The organism is Streptomyces sp. NPDC056169 (assembly GCF_042268445.1).
In the GTDB taxonomy this organism is placed as follows: domain Bacteria; phylum Actinomycetota; class Actinomycetes; order Streptomycetales; family Streptomycetaceae; genus Streptomyces.
This window is the reverse complement of the sequence record NZ_JBHJUO010000004.1, coordinates 323,849-343,087: the sequence shown is the minus strand read 5'-3', so window position 1 is coordinate 343,087 and position 19,239 is coordinate 323,849. Positions and strand designations below refer to the sequence as shown.

At 72.2% G+C, this 19,239-nt stretch carries 17 protein-coding genes; 5 read left to right on the top strand and 12 right to left on the bottom strand.

Going from position 1 to position 19,239, the window contains the following annotated elements; all coding sequences use genetic code 11:
- Positions 1-63 precede the first annotated feature (63 nt).
- Complete coding sequence (locus tag ACFC0G_RS08540) at positions 64-2,916, bottom strand: glycoside hydrolase N-terminal domain-containing protein (RefSeq protein WP_376399256.1); 2,853 nt, start codon at positions 2,914-2,916, stop codon at positions 64-66.
- A 262-nt stretch (positions 2,917-3,178) separates the two neighbouring features.
- On the opposite strand from ACFC0G_RS08540, the gene ACFC0G_RS08535 reads away from it, so the two are divergent.
- The 5 genes from ACFC0G_RS08535 (at position 3,179) to ACFC0G_RS08515 (ending at position 7,795) form a co-directional block, all read left to right on the top strand.
- Positions 3,179-3,910 carry a FadR/GntR family transcriptional regulator gene (locus ACFC0G_RS08535; RefSeq protein ID WP_376399253.1) on the top strand — a complete coding sequence of 244 codons (732 nt, stop codon included), beginning with the start codon at positions 3,179-3,181 and terminating at the stop codon, positions 3,908-3,910.
- Positions 3,911-4,060: 150 nt separating this feature from the next.
- The gene (locus ACFC0G_RS08530) at positions 4,061-4,828 is read left to right on the top strand and encodes a (Fe-S)-binding protein (RefSeq protein WP_376399250.1); all 768 of its coding nucleotides are present in this window, start codon (positions 4,061-4,063) and stop codon (positions 4,826-4,828) included.
- Positions 4,825-6,366, top strand: coding sequence for a lactate utilization protein B (locus ACFC0G_RS08525; RefSeq protein ID WP_376399247.1), 1,542 nt, complete (start codon positions 4,825-4,827; stop codon positions 6,364-6,366). The genes ACFC0G_RS08530 and ACFC0G_RS08525 overlap by 4 nt, the downstream gene beginning before the upstream one ends.
- Entirely contained in the window at positions 6,363-6,992 is a 630-nt protein-coding gene (locus ACFC0G_RS08520; RefSeq protein ID WP_376399244.1) for a lactate utilization protein C, read from the top strand. The genes ACFC0G_RS08525 and ACFC0G_RS08520 overlap by 4 nt, the downstream gene beginning before the upstream one ends.
- Before the next feature lie 83 nt (positions 6,993-7,075).
- Entirely contained in the window at positions 7,076-7,795 is a 720-nt protein-coding gene (locus tag ACFC0G_RS08515) for a GntR family transcriptional regulator (protein ID WP_376399241.1), read from the top strand.
- A gap of 24 nt (positions 7,796-7,819) precedes the next feature.
- Here the strand turns inward: ACFC0G_RS08515 and ACFC0G_RS08510 are convergent, their stop codons facing one another.
- From ACFC0G_RS08510 to ACFC0G_RS08460, 11 genes are all read right to left on the bottom strand, one after another.
- Entirely contained in the window at positions 7,820-8,707 is an 888-nt protein-coding gene (locus ACFC0G_RS08510) for an amidohydrolase family protein (RefSeq protein ID WP_376399238.1), read from the bottom strand.
- A complete protein-coding gene (locus ACFC0G_RS08505) occupies positions 8,704-9,732 on the bottom strand; it encodes an aldo/keto reductase (RefSeq protein ID WP_376399235.1) in 1,029 nt (342 codons plus the stop codon). The genes ACFC0G_RS08510 and ACFC0G_RS08505 overlap by 4 nt, the downstream gene beginning before the upstream one ends.
- The gene (locus ACFC0G_RS08500; protein ID WP_376399232.1) at positions 9,732-10,496 is read right to left on the bottom strand and encodes an SDR family NAD(P)-dependent oxidoreductase; all 765 of its coding nucleotides are present in this window, start codon (positions 10,494-10,496) and stop codon (positions 9,732-9,734) included. The genes ACFC0G_RS08505 and ACFC0G_RS08500 overlap by 1 nt, the downstream gene beginning before the upstream one ends.
- Entirely contained in the window at positions 10,493-11,866 is a 1,374-nt protein-coding gene (locus tag ACFC0G_RS08495; RefSeq protein ID WP_376399229.1) for an enolase C-terminal domain-like protein, read from the bottom strand. Before ACFC0G_RS08495 ends, ACFC0G_RS08500 begins: the two co-directional genes overlap by 4 nt.
- A gap of 7 nt (positions 11,867-11,873) precedes the next feature.
- The gene (locus ACFC0G_RS08490) at positions 11,874-12,725 is read right to left on the bottom strand and encodes a fumarylacetoacetate hydrolase family protein (protein ID WP_376399225.1); all 852 of its coding nucleotides are present in this window, start codon (positions 12,723-12,725) and stop codon (positions 11,874-11,876) included.
- Positions 12,726-12,836: 111 nt separating this feature from the next.
- Positions 12,837-13,160, bottom strand: a complete 324-nt coding sequence (locus ACFC0G_RS08485; RefSeq protein ID WP_376399222.1) for an L-rhamnose mutarotase — start codon at positions 13,158-13,160, stop codon at positions 12,837-12,839.
- Entirely contained in the window at positions 13,157-14,701 is a 1,545-nt protein-coding gene (locus tag ACFC0G_RS08480; protein WP_376399219.1) for a sugar ABC transporter ATP-binding protein, read from the bottom strand. The genes ACFC0G_RS08485 and ACFC0G_RS08480 overlap by 4 nt, the downstream gene beginning before the upstream one ends.
- Entirely contained in the window at positions 14,698-15,753 is a 1,056-nt protein-coding gene (locus ACFC0G_RS08475; RefSeq protein ID WP_376399216.1) for an ABC transporter permease, read from the bottom strand. Before ACFC0G_RS08475 ends, ACFC0G_RS08480 begins: the two co-directional genes overlap by 4 nt.
- Complete coding sequence (locus ACFC0G_RS08470; protein WP_376399530.1) at positions 15,750-16,754, bottom strand: ABC transporter permease; 1,005 nt, start codon at positions 16,752-16,754, stop codon at positions 15,750-15,752. The genes ACFC0G_RS08475 and ACFC0G_RS08470 overlap by 4 nt, the downstream gene beginning before the upstream one ends.
- A gap of 116 nt (positions 16,755-16,870) precedes the next feature.
- Complete coding sequence (locus ACFC0G_RS08465; RefSeq protein WP_376399213.1) at positions 16,871-17,959, bottom strand: mandelate racemase/muconate lactonizing enzyme family protein; 1,089 nt, start codon at positions 17,957-17,959, stop codon at positions 16,871-16,873.
- A 50-nt stretch (positions 17,960-18,009) separates the two neighbouring features.
- Positions 18,010-19,119, bottom strand: coding sequence for a substrate-binding domain-containing protein (locus tag ACFC0G_RS08460; protein ID WP_376399210.1), 1,110 nt, complete (start codon positions 19,117-19,119; stop codon positions 18,010-18,012).
- Positions 19,120-19,239: the final 120 nt, after the last annotated feature.

Below are 19,239 nucleotides of genomic sequence, written 5' to 3'. Positions count from 1 at the left end.
GCCGCACAGAACCGCCCCGCCGGGCTCGACCGGCGGGGCGGTTCCGTGTCGGACGCGCCGGGCTCATATGCCGACGCGCCGCCACTGCTGGCCGGTGCCGCCGTCGGCCGTCTGCTGCTCGATCGTCGCGCCGTTGGCGGTCGAGCCGCCGGTGACCCCGAGGACCTTGCCGCTGCGGGCGCAGGTGAGGGTCACGTGGCCGTCGCCCGTGTCGGTGACCTTCCACTGCTGGTTGGTCGCGTGCGTCGGCTGCCACTGGACGAGCCTGGCGCCCTCGGCCGCGCCGCCCCCGGAGACGTCCCAGGCCAGCGGGGTGCCGCCGTGCGTGGTGAGGATCTCGTGGAGCCCGCCGCCGACCGGGACGAAGCGGAACCGCTGGTTGGCGGCGGAACTCGGGGTGTACTGGATGAGGCCGGTGCCCGCCGAGGTGTCGGCGCCGGGGACGTCGATCGCCCGGCCAGACTTGCGGTTGACCAGCTGGAAGACGGTGTACTGCGCGGGCGGAGCGACGGTCACCGCGCCCGTCGGGGGGATGGTCACGGTCGTGCTCCACGACCCGAAGGCGACCGTGGTCGTCCTGCCGGCGGCGCCGCGCAGCGTGGCGCCGGTGACCTGGCCCGACGTCCAGCTCATGTCGACCGTGAGGCCGCCCCGCACGCCGATGCCGGTGACGGAGCCGGAGGCCGCCCACGCCTTGGGCAGGGCGGGCAGCAGCTCGACACGTCCGGGACGTGACTGGACCAGCATCTCGACCATGGCGACGGGCGTGCCGTAGTTCGCGTCGATCTGGAAGACCGAGCTGCCGCCCAGGCCGTACATGTCGAAGAAGTTGATCGCGCTGCCGTTGCCGAAGTTCACCGAGGGCCTCAGCACGTTGACCACGAGCTGGTACGCCTTGTCGGCCTGGCTGAGCCGGGCCCAGCACATCGCCCGCCAGGCGTTCGCCCAGCCGAAGCTCTGCATGCCGCGCGCCTCCAGCAGCCTGGTGGCGCCGGCGACGAGCGGGGCGGGGGAGTCCTGGAGGGTGATGCGATCGCCGGGGAAGAGGCCCACGTGGGCGGAGAGATGACGATGGGCGGTCTCGCCCAGGTTGTCGTCGCTCATCCACTCCTCGAGCCAGCCGCTCGTGGCACTGACCTCGGGCAGGTAGAGCCGGGCCTGGAGCCCGCCGATGGTGGTGGCGTACGCGGCGTCCTTGCCGAGCTCGGCCGCCGCCGCCCGGTAGTTCCGGAACAGCTGCCAGACCAGTTCCTGGGAGTAGGTGTTGCCGCGCCCGTCCTGCGGGCCGTGCTCGGGCGACCAGTCGTGGTCGTCGACGAGGACCTCGCGCGTGCCGCCCGCCGGGTCCGGCACGGTCATGGTGAGGAGACGCGACTCCCAGAACTCGCAGGCGCCCTTCAGGAGCGGATAGATCTTCGCGAGGTGAGCGGTGTCCAATGTGTACGCGTAGTGCTCGTAGAGCGAGTTGCACATCCAGGCGTTGCCCGCCGGGTGCCACCACCAGCCGTTGCCGCCCCAGACGTTCGTGGAGATGGCGAGCGTCCACCCGGCCACCGTGCCTGAGGTGTTGCGGAACCGGTTCCGGGAGTCCTGGAAGAGGTTCCGGGTCGTCGCCTGCCAGCCCGGCAGCTGGGCCACGCAGTAGTCGGTGAAGGCGTCGAAGCACTCGGACAGGCCCAGCCGGTCGGGCAGCCAGTAGTTCATCTGGACGTTGATGTCGGTGTGGTAGTCGCTCATCCACGACGGGGTGTTCGTGTCGATCCACAGACCCTGGAGATTGGTCGGCAGGCTGTCACGCGATCCGCAGATGGTCAGGTAGCGGCCGAACTCCAGGTAGGAGGCTTCGAGTTCGGGGTCAGGAGCGGCACCGGACGCGGCCCGGGCCGCGAGCCGTGCGGGCGTGTCCATGGCCCGCTGCGCGGCGCTGGACGCCCCGAGGTTCACCGTCGTCCGCTGCTGGAGGCGCCGGAAGTCGGCGACGTGGGTGGCGAGCAGGGCCGAACCCGCGACGCCCGTGGCCTGGGCGGCCTTGCCGCGCGCGACGGCGAGCGGAACGAGCGCCGTGTCCTTGTACTGGACGGACGCGTCGGCCTTGTAGTTCGTGCCGCCGGAGACGACCAGGACGACCTCGGTGCAGCCGGTGAAGGTCACCTTGGTCCCCGTCGCGGAGACGGAACCGCCCGTGCCGACCGCCTTGATCAGGGTCGCGTACCTCAGCGAGTTGGCCAGGGTCGAGGCGAAGGACACCTCGGCGGCGCCAGCGTTCGCGGACACGGTCTCGCCCCGGGTCCCGGCGAGGGTCATCGAGCCGGTGTAGGAGCCGCCGCCGCTCTGGGTGAGGCGGACGACCACGACGTCGTCCGGGTGGCTGGAGAACACCTCGCGCCGGTAGGTGACGCCGCCGACCTGGTACGTGGCGGTGACCAGGCCGTTGCTCATGTCGAGCGTGCGGCGGTAGCCGCTGATCGCCGTGGCGGCGTGGTCCGGAACGTCGACGTACGCCTTGGCCAGCATGCCGAAGGTGCCGAAGTTCCCCGTGTCGTAGGGGAACTGGCCGTCCGACTGCAAGGCGGCGTTGGCGTGTCCGGTCCAGAGCGTCGCGTCCGCGAGCACCAGGAGGTCACGGGACGGGTCGCCGGTGACCAGGGCGCCGAGCCGGCCGTTGCCGATGGGCAGGCCCTCCTCGACGACCTTGCTCTCGGCGCCGGGCCGTGTGTACCAGAGGGCGATCGCGTCGGCGTCCGGGACCAGGGACAGGGAGCCGGGGCGCGTCACGGCGGCGGCTGACGGAGTGAACTCCGGCAGCGAGGAGAGGGCGAACACGGCGCCGACGGTCGCCGCCGCCCGCAGCAGTCCACGGCGGGACATCGCGGCCTGGTTGTCGAAGGGCGGAGGCGTGGGGGAACGGTCGGTCATGGGCGTGCGGCTCCTTCGGTGGGGATGACCGGACTCGGTGACAGAGCAGAGTGCAGCGGCAGCGATGAGGTGTGTCAAGAGATCAGACGCGTTTTCCTATAGGAAAAACGCCCGCTGGTGCTGCGGGCACCCGAGTTCTTCGCCTCTGGTGGTGTCGGTCCGAGCCTATTTCCTATCTGATTTCTGTCGGTGGTGTGGTCGGACCATAGTGAGGGTGGTAGCGGGATACGGAGCCCGTTCCGGGAAGAGGGGAGCGCCCGAGATGGCCGAACGGCGACCGGTGAAGCAGTCGCGGACGCATGAGCTCGTACTGGAGAGCCTTGAGCGGCAGGTCCTCGCCGGCGAGCTCAAGGCGGGGGACCGGCTGCCGCCGGAGCGCGAGCTCGCACCGGCGCTGGGCGTCAGCCGGTCCGCCCTGCGCGAGGCGCTCCGGGTGATGGAGACCATCGGGGTGCTGGTCGCCAACGTCGGTCGGGGCCCGGACGCGGGCGCCCGCATCGTGCGCAACCCCGACGAGGCACTCGGCCGGATCCTGCGCCTCCACCTCGCGCTCGGCAGCTACGGCGTCGAGGACGTCCTGGAGGCACGGGTCCTGCTCGAACGCTCCAGCGTCGAGGCGGCCGCCCGCCGCGCCTCGGACGAGGACCTCGACGAGGCGGAGGAGCTGCTCGCCCGGATGCGGGACGCGGGTGCCGACGTGACGCTCTTCAACGAGCTGGACACCGCCTTCCACGTACTGATCGCCCGCAGCTCGGGCAACGGCCTGGTCTCCACGCTCACCTCGGCCGTCCGTGAGTCCGTGCGCACCCTGATCCTCCAGGCCGAGGAGGCCGCCGAGGACTGGACCGCGACCGCCGAGGAGCTCAACCGCGAACACGCCGAGCTGCTCCGGCTCGTCCGGGCGGGAGACGGGCCCGCCGCGGCGGAGCTCGTGGAGCGACACATTCGCGGGTTCCACGGCACCCTGGCCGTCCCGCCGGAGGGCGACGAGTAGAGCCGCGCCCGCCTGCGGCGGCAGGCGGGTGGGAGCAGGCCGGTGTGGTCACCCCGACCCTCGTAAGGTCCGACCATACTGTGGTCACCCCTTGGCGGAACGGGTCGCGGGCCCTATGGTCGGACCATACTTTTCACCGTGGAGGTCCCCATGCGCATCGGACTCTTCGCCACCTGTCTGGGAGACACCCTCTTCCCCGACGCGGTACGGGCGACGGCCTTGCTGCTGACCAGGCTCGGCCACGAGCTGGTCTTCCCGCCGGACCAGACGTGCTGCGGCCAGATGCACGTCAACACCGGATACCAGCGCGAGCCCGTACCCCTGGTCCGCAACTTCGCCGAGCAGTTCGGCGACCGGTCCATCGAGGCCGTCGTCATGCCCTCCGGCTCATGCGCCGGCTGTGTGCGCCACCAGCACCAGACCGTCGCCGACCGGTACGGCGACCCCGCCCTGCGCGCCGGCGTCGCAGCGGTGAAGGACAAGACCTACGAGCTCTCCGAGTTCCTGGTCGACATCGCCGGCACCGAGGACGTGGGCGCGTACTTCCCGCACCGCGTCACCTACCACCCGACCTGCCACTCCCTGCGGATGCTCGGCGTCGGCGACAAACCCCTGCGCCTGCTGCGGGCCGTCGAGGGCATCGACCTGGCCGAACTCCCCGAGGCGGACGCCTGCTGCGGCTTCGGCGGCACCTTCGCCGTCAAGAACGCCGCGACCTCCTCGGCGATGCTCGCCGACAAGCTCCGCCACGTGGCGGCGACGGGCGCCGCCGTCTGCACGGCCGGCGACTCCTCGTGCCTCATGCACATCGGCGGAGGCCTGTCCCGCATCCGCTCCGGGACCCGCACGCTCCACCTCGCCCAGATCCTCGCCGCCACCCGCACCGCGCCGCACCCCCTCACGGAGGCCGCACGATGAGCAGCACGTTCCTCGGGATGCCCGCACCCCCGCCCCGCTCCCCGTACGGCGAGGGAAACCTGCGCGGCGACATGACGTTCCCGAAGGCGGCCGCGACCGAGCTGGACAACGACCAGCTCCGCTCCAACCTCCACAAGGCGACGCACACCATCCGCGCCAAGCGCCTGGCCGTCACCGCCGAAGTGCCCGACTGGGAGGAGCTGCGCACCGCGGGGGCGGCGATCAAGGCCGACGTCATGAACCGACTGCCGGAACTCCTGGAGCAGTTGGAAGAGAAGGTCAACGCGGCCGGCGGCACGGTGCACTGGGCCCGCGACGCGGCGGAGGCCAACGACATCGTCACCCGCCTCGTCGCCGCGACCGGCAGCCGCGAGGTCATCAAGGTCAAGTCGATGGCCACCCAGGAGATCGGCCTCAACGAGCACCTGGAGAGCCACGGCGTCACCGCGTACGAGACCGACCTCGCCGAGCTGATCGTGCAGCTCGCCGACGACAGGCCCTCCCACATCCTGGTGCCCGCGATCCACCGCAACAGGGACGAGATCCGCCGGATCTTCCTGGACGAGATCCCGGGCGTCGACCCCGGCCTCAGCTCCCGTCCCGCCGATCTCGCCGCCGCAGCCCGCGCCTATCTGCGCGAGAAGTTCATGACCGTCCCGGTCGCCGTCTCCGGCGCCAACTTCGGGATCGCCGAGACCGGCACGCTGGCCGTCGTGGAGTCCGAGGGCAACGGCCGGATGTGCCTGACCCTGCCGCGCACCCTGATCACCGTCATGGGGATCGAGAAGGTCCTGCCGCTCCACGCCGACCTGGAGGTCTTCTTCCAACTCCTCCCGAGGTCCTCCACCGGCGAGCGCATGAACCCCTACACCTCCCTGTGGACCGGCGTGACACCGGGCGACGGCCCGCAGGAGTTCCACCTGGTGCTGCTCGACAACGGACGCACCGCCGCACTCGCCGACGCCGTCGGCCGCGAAGCCCTCCACTGCATCCGCTGCTCGGCCTGCCTCAACGTCTGCCCGGTCTACGAGCGCGTCGGCGGCCACGCCTACGGATCGACCTACCCCGGCCCGATCGGCGCCGTCCTCACCCCCCAGCTCGCCGGCACGCACGCCGTCGAGAACGACCCCAACGCCTCCCTCCCGTACGCCTCCACCCTCTGCGGCGCCTGCTACGACGCCTGCCCCGTGAAGATCGACATCCCGTCGCTCCTCGTCGAACTCCGGCACCAGACCACCGAACGGACCGGCCGGAGCGCCGAACAACTCGCCATGAAGGCCGCGGCCGCCGTCATGGGCCGGCCGAAGCTCTACACGGCCGCCCAGAAGGCCGCCCGGCTCGGCCGCGTCGCCGCCGGACGGGACGGCACGATCTCCCGCCTGCCCCCGCCGCTGAACGGCTGGAGCGCAAGCCGCGACACCCCCGCCCCGCCCCGGCAGACCTTCCGGGACTGGTACGCCTCCGAGGAGGGCCGACGCGCACTCGCCGACGCCGCCCCCGGTCAGGCCCCCGACGACACCGAGCAGGAGGACCGATGACCGCACGCGAGACCGTCCTCGGACGCGTACGGGACGCGCTCGCCCTCGCCCCGCGTCCGCCCGTCACCGCGGCACGGGACTACCGGCGCGACCGCACCCTCCCCGACGACGAGCGCCTCGCGCTCTTCACCGACCGGCTCCTCGACTACAAGGCGCAGGTGCGGACCTGCACGGCGCGGGAGACCGCCGCGACCCTCGCCGAGGTCCTCGAAGGCCTCGGCGCCCGCCGCGTCGGGCTGCCCGCAGGACTGGACCGCTCCTGGCTCGACGGCTGGGACGGCGCGACGGAGGAGGACCGGGCCGACGTGCCGCCCTCCGCCCTGGAGACCCTCGACGCGGTCGTGACGGCCTCGGCCGCGAGCTGCGCGGAGACCGGGACCATCGTGCTCGACGGCTCGGCCGACCAGGGCCGCCGCGCACTGTCCCTCGTCCCCGACGTCCACGTGTGCGTCGTCGACCTGTCCTCGGTGGCCGTCGGGGTCCCGGAGATGCTCGCCGGACTCGTCCCCGAACGCCCGACGACCCTGATCAGCGGCCCGTCCGCCACCTCGGACATCGAGCTGGAGCGTGTGGAGGGGGTGCACGGCCCGCGCACCCTCGTGGTCGTCGTCCGCACCGACGTCTGAGTCCGCGACGGAGCCCGGGGGCGCCGGCCCCCGCCTCGCTAAACTGCCCGTGGTCGAACGCGTAGTGAAGTGAGGAGACCTGGATGCCGGCGCATGACCCGCCCGTCTCCGACGACCGGGCCGGAACGGGCGGCCCCGCTCCGGTGCCGCCGGTCCGCCAGCCGCTGTCCGACAGCGTCTACGAGGACATCAAGGCCATGATCATGGACCATGAGATCGCTCCGGGCGCCCGCGTCGGCATCGAGGCCCTGTCCCGCAGGCTCGACGTCTCACCGACCCCGGTCCGCGAGGCGCTGGCCCGCCTGGAGTCCGACGGCCTCGTGGTCAAGCGCTCCCTCTCCGGCTACCGGGCGACCGAACTCCTCACCCGGCAGGGCGTCGAGGAGCTGTTCGAGATGCGGCTCCTGCTCGAGCCGCGCGCCGCGGCCCTCGCGGCCCTGCACGCCGACGAGTCCCAACTCGACGCCATCGAGGCCATCCAGGAGGACATGGAGGCCCACCCCGGCCCCGCCGGGCCGTACGCGTCCTACCGCGACTTCGCCGCGCTGGACCAGCGGTTCCACGACGCGGTCGCGGCGGCCGCCGACCGGCACCTGCTCCTGGACGCCGTCGAGCGCCTCCACGCGCATCTGCACATCTTCCGCCTCAGCAGCCTCCCCGCCGAGGACGACCCGACCCTGGCCGAGCACGAGCGGGTCGTCCGCGCGATCCTGCGCCGCAGCCCCGAACGGGCCGCGGAGGCGATGGCGGACCATCTCACCCGCAGCCTGGAGCGCCAGCTCAGCCGCTTCGAGGAGAAGTGACCGACCCAGGGGGTGCCCGGCGGATCACGGCCGGACACCCCCTGGGTCGGGCCGGTGACCGGCGACGGGCGTCACCCGGTAGACCCGCCGCGCGGTCCCGGCCCACACCTCGTCCCGCTCGGCGGGGTCGAGCGCCGCGAGCAGCTCCCCGGTGACCGCCACGACCTCGCCGTAGCCCGCCGCCAGCGTGCTCACCGGCCAGTCGGAGCCGAACATGAGCCGCCGGGGCCCGAAGGCGTCGATCACGGTGTCGGTGTACGGCCTGAGGTCACGGACGGTCCACGACCGCCGGTCGGCCTCGGTCGCCATCCCGGAGAGCTTGCACACCGTGTTCGGCAGGGCGGCCAGTTCGCGTACGCGCCCGGCCCACGGCTCCCGCTCGCCCGACGCGATCGGCGGCTTGCCCAGGTGGTCGAGGACGAACGTCAGACCGGGGACCGCCGCCGCCGCCCGCGTCGCCGCGGGCAGCTGGTGCGGCAGGACCACGAGGTCGTACGCGAGTCCGGCCGCCGCGACCGCGCGCAGCCCCCGCAGCACCTCCGGCCGCGTCAGCCAGTCAGGGTCCGCCTCGCCCTGGACTTGATGCCGGATCCCGCGCAGGAAACCCCCACCCGGCAGCGCACGCAGCCGGGCGAGCTCGTCCGCGACGCCCGGCGACGTCAGATCGGTCCAGCCGACGACCCCGCCGATCAGGTCGCCGGCCGAGGCCAGGGCGAGGAATTCCGGCGTCTCCTCGGCCACCGTGACCGTCTGGACGAGCACCGTGGCCGCGACCCCGGCCTCCCGGGCCTCGGCCTCCAGCTCGGGCAGGAGGAACGACCGGCGCAGCGGCGCGAGTTCCGGCCCCTCGATCCACTCCTGGTCGCGGACGCCGAGGTCCCACAGATGGTGGTGGGCGTCGATGACGGTCATGTCGCACTCCTCGCGGGCACCGGCACACCGGCCGGCAGCAGGCCCTGTGCCCGCAGACCCTCCCACACGGCCTCGGGAAGGGACCGGTGGAACTGCTCGGCCGCGTCCCGGACCTCGCCGGCCGACCGCGCCCCGACGAGCACGGAGGCGACCGCCGGATGCCCGAACGGAAAGCGGAGTGCCGCCGCGCGCAGCGGCACTCCCTCGGCCTCCGTGACCCCGCGCATCCGCAGCGCCCGGCGCACCAGCGCGTCCGGGGCCGTGGCGTAGTCGTACGTGGCGTCCGGCGCCGGTGCCGCGAGCAGCCCGGAGTTGAACACCCCGCCGATGATCACGCTCGTGCCCGCCGACGCCGCGGCGGGCAGCAGCGCCTCCAGCGCCTCCTGGTCGAGCAGCGTGTACCGCCCGGCGCACAGCACGGCGTCGACGTCCGTGTCCGTCACGAAACGCGTCAGCATCCGGGTCCGGTTCATGCCCACGCCGATCGCCCGGACGACTCCCTGGGCCCGCAGCTCCTCCAGCGCCGGATAGGCCTCCTTGAACGCCTGCTCCTCGTGGTCGTCGGGGTCGTGCAGGAGGACCACGTCGACGTGGTCGAGCCCGAGCCGGGTGAGACTGTCCTCCAGGGAGCGGCGCACGCCGTCGGCGCTGAAGTCCCAGCGGCGCCGGTGCGTGGCCGGTACGGCGAATCCGTCGGCCCGGTCGTCCCCGCCGCCCTCGTACGGCTCAAGGACCCTGCCGACCTTGGTGGACAGGGTGAAGCCGTCCCTCGGTCTCGTCCGCAGGGCCGCCCCGAGGCGGCGCTCGGACAGGCCGAGGCCGTAGTGCGGGGCGGTGTCGAAGTAGCGGATCCCGGCCTCCCAGGCCGCCTCCACCGCCGCTGCCGCCGCCTCCTCGCCGACGTCCTCGAAGAGACCGGCGACGGCGGCGCCGCCGAAACCGAGCGACGTGACGGGGACACCGCTGCGACCCAGGGTGCGGGTGGGCAGCGCCGGCCTGGCACCGCCGCCGCTCGACGTGGGCATCACCGGGCCTCCGGCCGCAGCCGCAGGCCCTGCATGCCGCCGTCCACCGCGAGCGCGGTGCCGGTGACGGAGGCGGCGGCGGGGCTCGCCAGGTACACGATGGCGGCGGCGACCTCGCCCGCGGTGACCAGCCGGCCCATGGGCTGGCGGGCGTCGAGCGCCGCCCGCTCGGCGGCCGGGTCCGCCGCCTGGTCGAGCAGGCGGCTCACCCACGGCGTGTCGGCCGTACCGGGGTTCACGCAGTTGACGCGGATGCCCTCGCGGACGTGGTCCGCCGCCATGGCGAGCGTCAGCGAAAGCACCGCCCCCTTGCTGGCGCTGTAGAGGGCGCGCTGCGGAAGTCCGGCCGTGGCCGCGATCGAACACGTGTTGACGACGGCGGCGCGCGCGGAGGAGCGCAGGTGGGGGAGGGCCGCGCGGGTGGTGCGGACCATGCCGAGGACGTTCACGTCGAGCACCCGGTGCCACTGGGCGTCGTCGTTGTCCTCGACCGTGCCCGTGGCGCCGATGCCGGCGTTGTTGACCAGGATGTCGATGCCGCCGAGGTCCTCGGCCACCGCTGCGACGGCGGACCGCACGGACGCGTCGTCCGACACGTCGGCCGTGTAACCCCTCAGCGGCTTCTCCACCCCCGACGGATCGAGGTCCAGCACCGCGACGGCGGCACCCCGGGCGGCCAGCAGGTCCGCCGTCGCCCTCCCGATGCCGGAGGCACCGCCGGTCACCACGGCCCTGAGGCCGGACAGTTCCCTCAGTTGATTCATGGGGTGTCTCCTTGCTCCTGCTCGGCGAGATCGGCGGCCCAGAAGGTCCCGTCCGGGTAGCGGTAGGCGGCGAGCGAACCCGCGTGCATCTCCGAGGAGAATCCGGGCGCCACGGGAGCCGTGTAGTGCCCGGCCGCGAGGGTCACGGGGTCCTTGAAATGCTCGTGCAGGTGGTCCACGTACTCGATCACCCGGTCCTCGGTCGTCCCGGACAGTGCGACGAAGTCGAACATGGACAGATGGCGGACCAGTTCGCACAGGCCGACGCCGCCGGCGTGCGGGCAGACGGGGACCCCGTACCGCGCCGCGAGCAGCAGGATCGCCAGGTTCTCGTTGACGCCGCCGACGCGGGCCGCGTCGATCTGGAGGACGTCGATCGCACCGGCCTGCAGCAGCTGCTTGAACACGATGCGGTTCTGGACGTGCTCGCCGGTCGCGACCTTGACCGGGGCGACGCCCTTGCGCACCGCCGCGTGCCCGAGGATGTCGTCCGGGCTGGTGGGCTCCTCGATCCAGTAGGGGTCGCCGTCGGCCAGCGCGTTGGTCCAGTCGATCGCCTCGCCCACGTTCCAGCGCTGGTTGGCGTCGACCGCGATGCGGATGTCCGGCCCGACCGCCCCGCGCGCCGCGCGCAGCCGCCGTACGTCGTCGGCCAGGTCCGCTCCGACCTTCAGCTTGATCTGGGTGAAGCCGTCGGCGACCGCTTGGCGGGCGAGCCGGACCAGCTTCTCGTCGGAGTAGCCCAGCCAGCCGGGGGAGGTGGTGTACGCCGGGTAGCCCTGCGCCAGGAGCCGCTCCTCGCGCGCCGCGGCGCCCTCCTTGCCCCGGGTCAGGAGGTCCACCGCCTCCTCACGGCTGAGCGCGTCCTCGATGTAGCGGTAGTCGACCTGGTCCGCGAGCCATTCCGGCGCGGCGTCGGCGAGGAACCGCCACACCGGCTTGCCGGCCCGCTTGGCCGCCAGGTCCCACACCGCGTTGACGACCGCGCCGATCGCCATGTGCATCACGCCCTTCTCCGGGCCGAGCCAGCGGAGCTGGCTGTCGCCGATCAGGGCGCGGCTCACCGAGCCGGGGTCGGCGCACACCGCGTCCACCGACAGGCCCACGACGTGCTCGCGGAGCGCGGCGATCGCCGCGGCCTGCACCTCGTTGCCGCGCCCGATGGTGAAGGTGAAGGCGTGCCCCTCGCACCCGTCGCCCGCGTCGGTCCGCAGGATCACGTAGGCGGCCGAGTAGTCGGGGTCGGGGTTCATCGCGTCGGAGCCGTCGAGCTCGCGCGAGGTGGGGAAACGGACGTCGATCACGTCGACACCGGTGATGCGCGCCGTGCCGCCGCTGTTCCTCTTGCCGTTCATGTCGTCGCTGTCCATGTCGGCCTCACGCGTCCCGGAACGTCTGTCGCTGGCTGCCGAGTCCGTCGATGCCGAGCTCGACCGTGTCGCCCGCCCGCAGATACGGCGTGCCCGGCAGCCCGAGGGCCACGCCGGCCGGGGTCCCGGTGTTGATGACGTCGCCCGGCTCCAGGACCATGTACTGGCTCAGGTACCAGACGATGTGCGCGACCGGGAAGATCATGTTCTTGGTGGTGCCGTCCTGCCGGGGCACGCCGTTGACGTTCAGGCGCATCCCGAGAGCCTGCGGGTCCGGCACCTCGTCGGCGGTCACCAGCCAGGGGCCGAGCGGGTTGAACGTCTCGCAGGACTTGCCGAGATCCCACTGCGGGGACAGTTCGAGCTGGAACGCCCGCTCGGACACGTCGTTGCTGACCGCGAAGCCCGCGATCACTCCGGCGGATTCGGCGGGCCCGTCCAGGTAGCGGGCGCGGCGGCCGATCACGACCGCGAGCTCCACCTCCCAGTCGGTCTTCTCGGAGCCGCGGGGGACGAGCACCGTGTCGTGCGGTCCGACGACGGTGCCGGGGTCCTTCATGAACACCACCGGGCGTTCCGGCGCCGCGGCTCCGGTCTCCTCGGCGTGGTCACGGTAGTTGAGACCGATGCACACCACCTTGCCCGGACGGGCGACGGGCGGGCCGACGCGCAGACCCGTGGCGTCGAGGACGGGCAGCGTGCCGGCGCGCAGGGCCGCTCCGACCCGTTCGACGCCGCCGGAGGCCAGGAACGGCCCGTCGATGTCACCGGTCACGCCGGTGAGGTCGTAGGTGCGTCCGTCGTCGGTCAGGACGGCCGGGCGCTCGGCGCCAGGCGCGCCCAGGCGCAGCAGTTTCACGTGGTTCTCCTTGCGGGGGCGGCGCGTCGGCGCCGCCGGACGGTTCGGGTTCTTGCGGGGCCGTGACGTGCGGTCTCGCGGGCGAGGTCTTCGGGCCTGTGCTCCCGCGGGCTACTCCATGAGGAAGACCTGCTCCGCCGACGCCCACCACTCGCCGGGCGCGGCCTCTTCCACGGGCCGCTGACAGGGGGCCGTGAGCCGCCACCAGTCCTGTGTCGCCGGGTCCTCGGCCATGAGCGCCAGGTCGGCGGCCAGGTCGTCGCCGTGGTACTCGAAGTAGCTGAACAGCCGGTCTCCGAGCAGATGGATCGAGTAGTTGGCGATGTGGGAGCGCCGCAGCCGGTCGAGGACGGGCCCGGGCACGGCGCGGTGCAGCTCGCGGTACGCGTCCGCCTTCCCCGGGCGGACGCCGACGACCTGCGCGACGCGCTTCACGGGGTCGCGCCCTGCGCGGGCACGACCGGGACCGGACGGTCGTGGATGGTACGGATGATGCGGCCGCTCATCCGGTCGTAGTCGTGGTCGTTGTCGACCTCGCCGCGGATGCGGTGGTCGGCCATGACGACGACGCGGTCGGCCAGGGTGACCATCTCGGCCAGGTCGCTGCTGATGAGCAGGATGGGCAGTCCGCCGCGGGCCAGTTCCCAGATCAGTTCGTGGAACGCGTGCTTCGTGCGCACGTCCACGCCGACGGTCGGTTCGTCGACGACCAGCAGCCGGGTGTCGGCGGCGAGCCATTTGGCCAGGCTCACCTTCTGCTGGTTGCCCCCCGACAGTTCGCCGGCGCTCTGCTCCAGGCCGGAGATCCGGATGCCGAGGCGGTCGACGAGGTCCTGCGCGACGTCCCGCTCCTTCCGGGACGACACATGGCCGAGGGCCTTCGCCAGCTTCCTCCACACCGTGACGGTGATGTTCCGGAGGACGGGCTGGTCCAGGAAGACGCCCTCCTCCTTGCGGTTCTCGGTGAGATAGCCGATGCCGTACTCGTGGAGTGCCTGGCGCGGTGAGCCGATCCGCGCGACCTTCCCGTACACCCGGATCTCACCGCCGGTGACGCGGTCGAGGCCGAGGACGGCCTTGACCAGCTCGCTGCGGCCGGCGCCTACCAGGCCGTACAGCCCGACGATCTCGCCCGGGCGGACGTCGAGGGAGACGTCCCGATGGCCCGCCGCCGTCGAGAGCCGGTCGAGGGAGAGCGCCGGGGCGGCGGACGTGTCCACGGTGCGCGGGGTCATGTCCGTCACCGCGTGGGCGCGGCCGACCATGAGGGTGACCACGTCGTCCTGGGTGTGCTCGGCGAGCGGAGCCGACTCCAGTACGGAGCGGCCGTCGCGCAGGACGGTGACGGTGTCGCAGATCGCGAAGACCTCCTCCAGCTTGTGGCTGACGAAGACGACGCAGGTCCCGCGTGCCGTGAGCCGGCGCACGACGTCGAAGAGGTGCTCGGCCTCCTGAGGGGACAGCGAGGCGGTCGGCTCGTCGAGCAGGAGCACCCGGCTTTCGGTGTGGAGGGCCTTCGCGATCTCCACCAACTGCTGCTGCGCCACGGACAGTTCCCGCACGGGACGGTGCGGGTCGATGTCCAGGCCGAGTTCGGCCAGGCACCGCAGGGCCGGTGCGGTCATCGCCTCGCGGTCGATGAGACCCCGGCGCGACGGCGGGTTCTGCAGGGTGATGTTCTCCGCGACGGAGAAGCCGGGGATCAGATTGCGTTCCTGGTGGACGACGCCGATCCCGGCGCCGGATGCCTCCAGGGGCGAGCGCAGGCGCAGTTCCCGGCCGGACCGGACGAGCCGGCCGCCGTCGGGCGGATGCACGCCGGTGATCACCTTGATGAGCGTGGACTTGCCCGCGCCGTTCTCGCCCAGCAGCGCGTGCACGGAGCCGGCGGTCAGCCGCAGGCCGACGCCGTCGAGGGCACGTACCCCGGGGAAGACCTTGACGATGTCTTCGCATTCCAGCAGGACCTCGCTCATCGTGCCCCTCCCGGCTGTGCGCCCGCTTCCGACGGCACGGGTGGTGTGCCGCCGGGCGCCCTGCCCTTCTTGTCGAGGTGGGTCTGGTGCATCCGGCCGCCGACCACCGTGCCGAGGACGACCAGACCGATCAGGAAGTTCACCCAGCTCGGGTCGAGCGAGAACTGGGCGCGGGCGGTGTCGATGAGGCGCATGACGAACGCCGCGAGGACCGTGCCGAAGACCGCCACCGAACCGCCCGTCAGCGCGACGCCGCCGATGATCGGGGCCGCGAAGCTGGGGAGCAGCCAGTCTCCGCCGACGCTGCGGTTGACACCGGGCAGCGAGGCGGTGGCGATCAGCGCGGCGACGCCGACGAGCAGGCCCGACACGGTGTGCGCGAGCACGATCTGCCGGTCGGTGGAGATGCCCGACAGCCGGGCCGCGAGCGGGTTCCCGCCGGCGGCCAGCAGCCGCCGGCCCGGGACGGTGCGGTACATGAACGCGGCGAGCAGCGCCGCCGCGACGAGCGCGGCCACGAACACCAGCGGGATGTTCAGCGGCGCGGCGCGGCCGAGGTCCCGCAGCGTGGCCGAGTATCCGTCGATCGTGCGCGTCCCGGAGAGCCGGTACTGCGCGCCGAGCAGGATCGTCATGGTGCCGAGCGTGACGATGAAACCGTTGATCTGGGTCGCGACGATGAACAGGCCCGTCACCAGCCCGATCAGGGTGGCGGTGAGGACGCCGATCAGCACGGCGAGGCCCGCGGGGACACCGCTGTCGGCCATCAGCACACCCATCAGACAGGCGGTGAAGCCGCCGAGCGCGCCCACGGCCAGATTGAGCTGCCCGACGCACAGGGCCACCATCTGGGCCAGCCCGATCAGGATCGGAGTGGCGAGGTACTGGAGGAACGTGCGGAGGGAGGGGCCTTCGAAGAAGGAGCCGGAGGAGGCGACGCCCAGTGCCACGTACCCCGCGAGGACCACGCACAGCAGCGTCGTCGTCGTGGAGCGGGAGAAGCGGCGCAGCGCCGGCAGGGCGGCGGCCCTGCGGTCCTGGAGCGTGGTCATGTGGAGCGCACCACCTTGCGATAGGACACGACGGTGCGTACGCGATCCGCGGACAGGGCCAGCAGCAGGACGCAGCCGAGGTAGATGTTGAGGCTTTCCAGGCCGACGCCGAGCAGGTCGAGCCCCTTGCGGATCACCCCGACCAGCGAGGTGCCGAGCAGCGCGCCGACGACGGAGACGACGCCGCCGGTGAGGAGGGTCCCCCCGAGGACCGCGCCCAGGAACGAGGGGAGCATGAAGTCGTCTCCGATGGACGCGCGGAACGTGCCCGTACCGACGGCGGCCATGAACCCGGCCAGCGCGGCGAGCAGTCCCGAGAGCGCGTGGGCCAGGACGATCCTGCGGCCCGTGGGGATGCCGGACAGCTCGGCGGCGGCGGGGTTCGCACCGGTGAGCAGGAGCTCGCGCCCCATGCGCGTACGGGCGTAGAGGAAACCGAGGCCGACGAGGGCGAGCAGGGTGAACTGGGCGATCTGCGGTACGGCCGCGGAGCCGCAGACCGGCCCCAGGCAGATGTCCGCGAGCGAGGAGGAACGCAGTTCCGCGAGCCCGGCGGGACGGGTGGTGAACGCGGCGTTCTCCGTGAGCGCCGAGTAGAGCAGGGAGACGAGCCCGAGGAGCGCGAAGTCCATGGCCAGCGTCACGACGAAGGAGTTCACCCCGGTACGGGCGATGATCCAGCCGGTCACGGCCCCGATGGCACACCCGGCCACCAGGCACAGGACCAGGCCGAGCGGCAGCGGCAGCGCGAGCCGGTCGTAGCCGAACCCGGCGAAGAACGCGCCGAAGGCGGCCATGCGCCCGACGGCGAGGTTCATGTGCCCGACGGAGAGCACCACCATCTGCGCCAGGGCCACCACCGTCAGCGTGGAGATGTCCCGCAGGAGCGGGAAGAGCACCAGCCGCTCGTCGAAGAACGCCGGCCGCAGGACGCCGAACAGCGCGGCGAGGGCGACGACGAGCACGAGGAGCCCGAGCCGCTGGTTGACCCAGAACGGCAGCCGGTGCGCCGGGCGGGCCCCGCGGGCGGGGCGGTCCGTCTCGCTGTCGGCGCCGCTGCCGGAGCTGTCGGCGCTGCCGGTGCTGTCGGAGCTGTCGGATGGAGCGACGACCGCCTTCACGACACCCTCCGCCGGTCGATGGCGTCCATGTCCCAGTCGATCCCGATGCCCGGCTCGTCCGGAGCGACGGCCAGACCGTCCCGTACGGTCATCTCCGTGCGGGTGACCGCGCGCAGCTGCGGGATGTACTCCACGTACGCGCCGTTGGCGACGGCGGCGACGAGACTGACGTGCAGCTCCATCAGGAAGTGCGGGCAGACCTGGACGTTGAAGGTCTCCGCGAGGTGCGCGACCTTCAGCCACGGAGTGATCCCGCCGACCCGGGCCACGTCGACCTGGACGACGGAGGCGGCGCCCGACTCCAGATAGCTGCGGAACTGCATGGGCGCGTACATCGACTCGCCGACCGCGATCGGGATCCGGGTCGAGCGGGCGAGCCGGGCGTGGCCGCTGATGTCGTCCGCGGGCATGGGCTCTTCGAGCCAGTACGGGTCGTACGGTTCGAGTGCGGCGGCCAGTTGCACCGCCGAGGACAGCGACTGCGACTGGTTCGCGTCGGTCATGATGTGCAGCGAGGACCCCACGGCCTCGCGCACGGCGCGCAGGCGCTCCGCGTCCTCGGCGACACGGGGCTTGCCGACCTTGATCTTGACGCCGGAGAACCGCGCCTCCTGCGCGGCGAGGGCCGACGCGACGAGCTCCTCGGTGCCGAGGTGGAGCCAGCCGCCCTCGGTGTCGTACACCGGGATCTCCCGGCGGTGGCCGCCGGCCAGCCGCCACAGCGGCTCTCCGGCCCGCTTGCAGCGCAGGTCCCACAGGGCCGTGTCGATCGCGGCGAGCGCGAGCGAGGTGAGGGCCCCGGTGGTCGTGGCGCGGGTCAGGCCGAACAGCTCCTGCCAGAGCCCTTCGACGTTGCGTGCGTCCTTCCCCGCGAGGAGGGGCAGCAGGTGGTCGCGCAGCAGCGCCAGGACGGAGGTGCCGCCGGTGCCGATCGTGTACGCGTAACCGGTTCCCTCGATGCCGTCCGTCGTCGTCAGGGTGACGAGGATCGTCTCCTGCTTGACGAACGACTGCACCGCGTCCGTGCGGTCGGTCTCCACCGCGATGTCGGCCAGCAGGGCCGTCGCTTTCGTGATGATGGTCATGGGCGTGTGCTGACTTTCTGTCGTCGTGCCGGGACGGTGTACCGGGACGGTCAGCCGCAGGAGAGATACGTGTCGGCGAACTGCTTCTTGAGCTCCGCGGTCTTGGCCTTGCGCGCCTCGTCGTACGTGCCGACGTTCGCCTTCGTGACGACGAAGGAACCCGAGTCGACGATCTGACCGGGCTTGGCCATCGTGCACTGCTTGCTCTGCAGCAGGGCGAGCGCCCAGGTGCCGATGTCCGCCTGGCCCACGGGGTTCTGGACGACGGTGGCGCTCACCGAACCGTCCTTGATCGAGGAGAGGATCTTGGCGTCGTCGTCGATCGCCACGACCTTGGCCTTCGAGCCGGACTCGCGGACGGCCTCCGCCGCGGCGACCGCCGGGTTGTACGCGGTCGAGACGATGCCCTGGATCTGCGCGCCCTTGGCGGCGAGCAGGTCCGAGACGGCCTTCTGCGCGGTCTGGAGGTCCTTGTCGATGTCGGTGATGGTCTGCAGCAGGGTCACCTTGCCGCCGGTCTCCTTCACCGCCTTCTCGACGCCCTTCATCCGCAACCGGGTGTTGGCGTCGACGTTGTTGCCCGTCACGTGGACGAGCGCGCCCTTGCCGCCCATCGCCTCGATGGCGGCCTGCGCCGCCTTGTACGCGGCGAGTTCCACGTCGGTGGACAGACAGAAGTCGGCCTCGTTCCTGCCGCCCGCCGGACAGGAGGCGAGGGAGGCCACCGCGAAGCCCTGCGACTTGAGGTCGGCGAAGGTGGTGTTGATGTCGGTCGGCGAGACGCCGAAGACACCGAAGGCGTTGTAGCCGCGGGCGGCGAGCGTCGAGAGCAGGTTGTTCTGCTTCTGCTGGTCCCACTCGGCGGTCTCGTCGAAGGCGACGTCGCCCAGCTTGAGCGACTTCCCGGTGTCGATGCCGGTCTGCTTCCACGGCTGGAAGTAGGGGTGGGCGCCGCCGGGGACGAGAGCGACCTTGGTCCCGGAGCCGTCGGCGAGTTCGGCGGTTCCCGCGCCGCCCGCTTTGGTGGGTGAGGAGCCGGCGGCGGGCGCGGAGCCGGTGGCCGCGGGGCCGTCCGAGGACTTCACGGTGCATGCCGTCGAGGCGAGGGCCAGGACGGCGAGGGTGGCGGCCGCGGACAGCGCGGATCTACGGAGGGTCATGATGGTTGCCCCACTCGAATCAAATAGGATTCCGATGCCGCGATGCTGGGGGAGCCGGGATCGCCCCGTCAAGACCTCGTCGTCGAATATTTGGCCCAGGCCCGGCACTTGCCCGTGGTG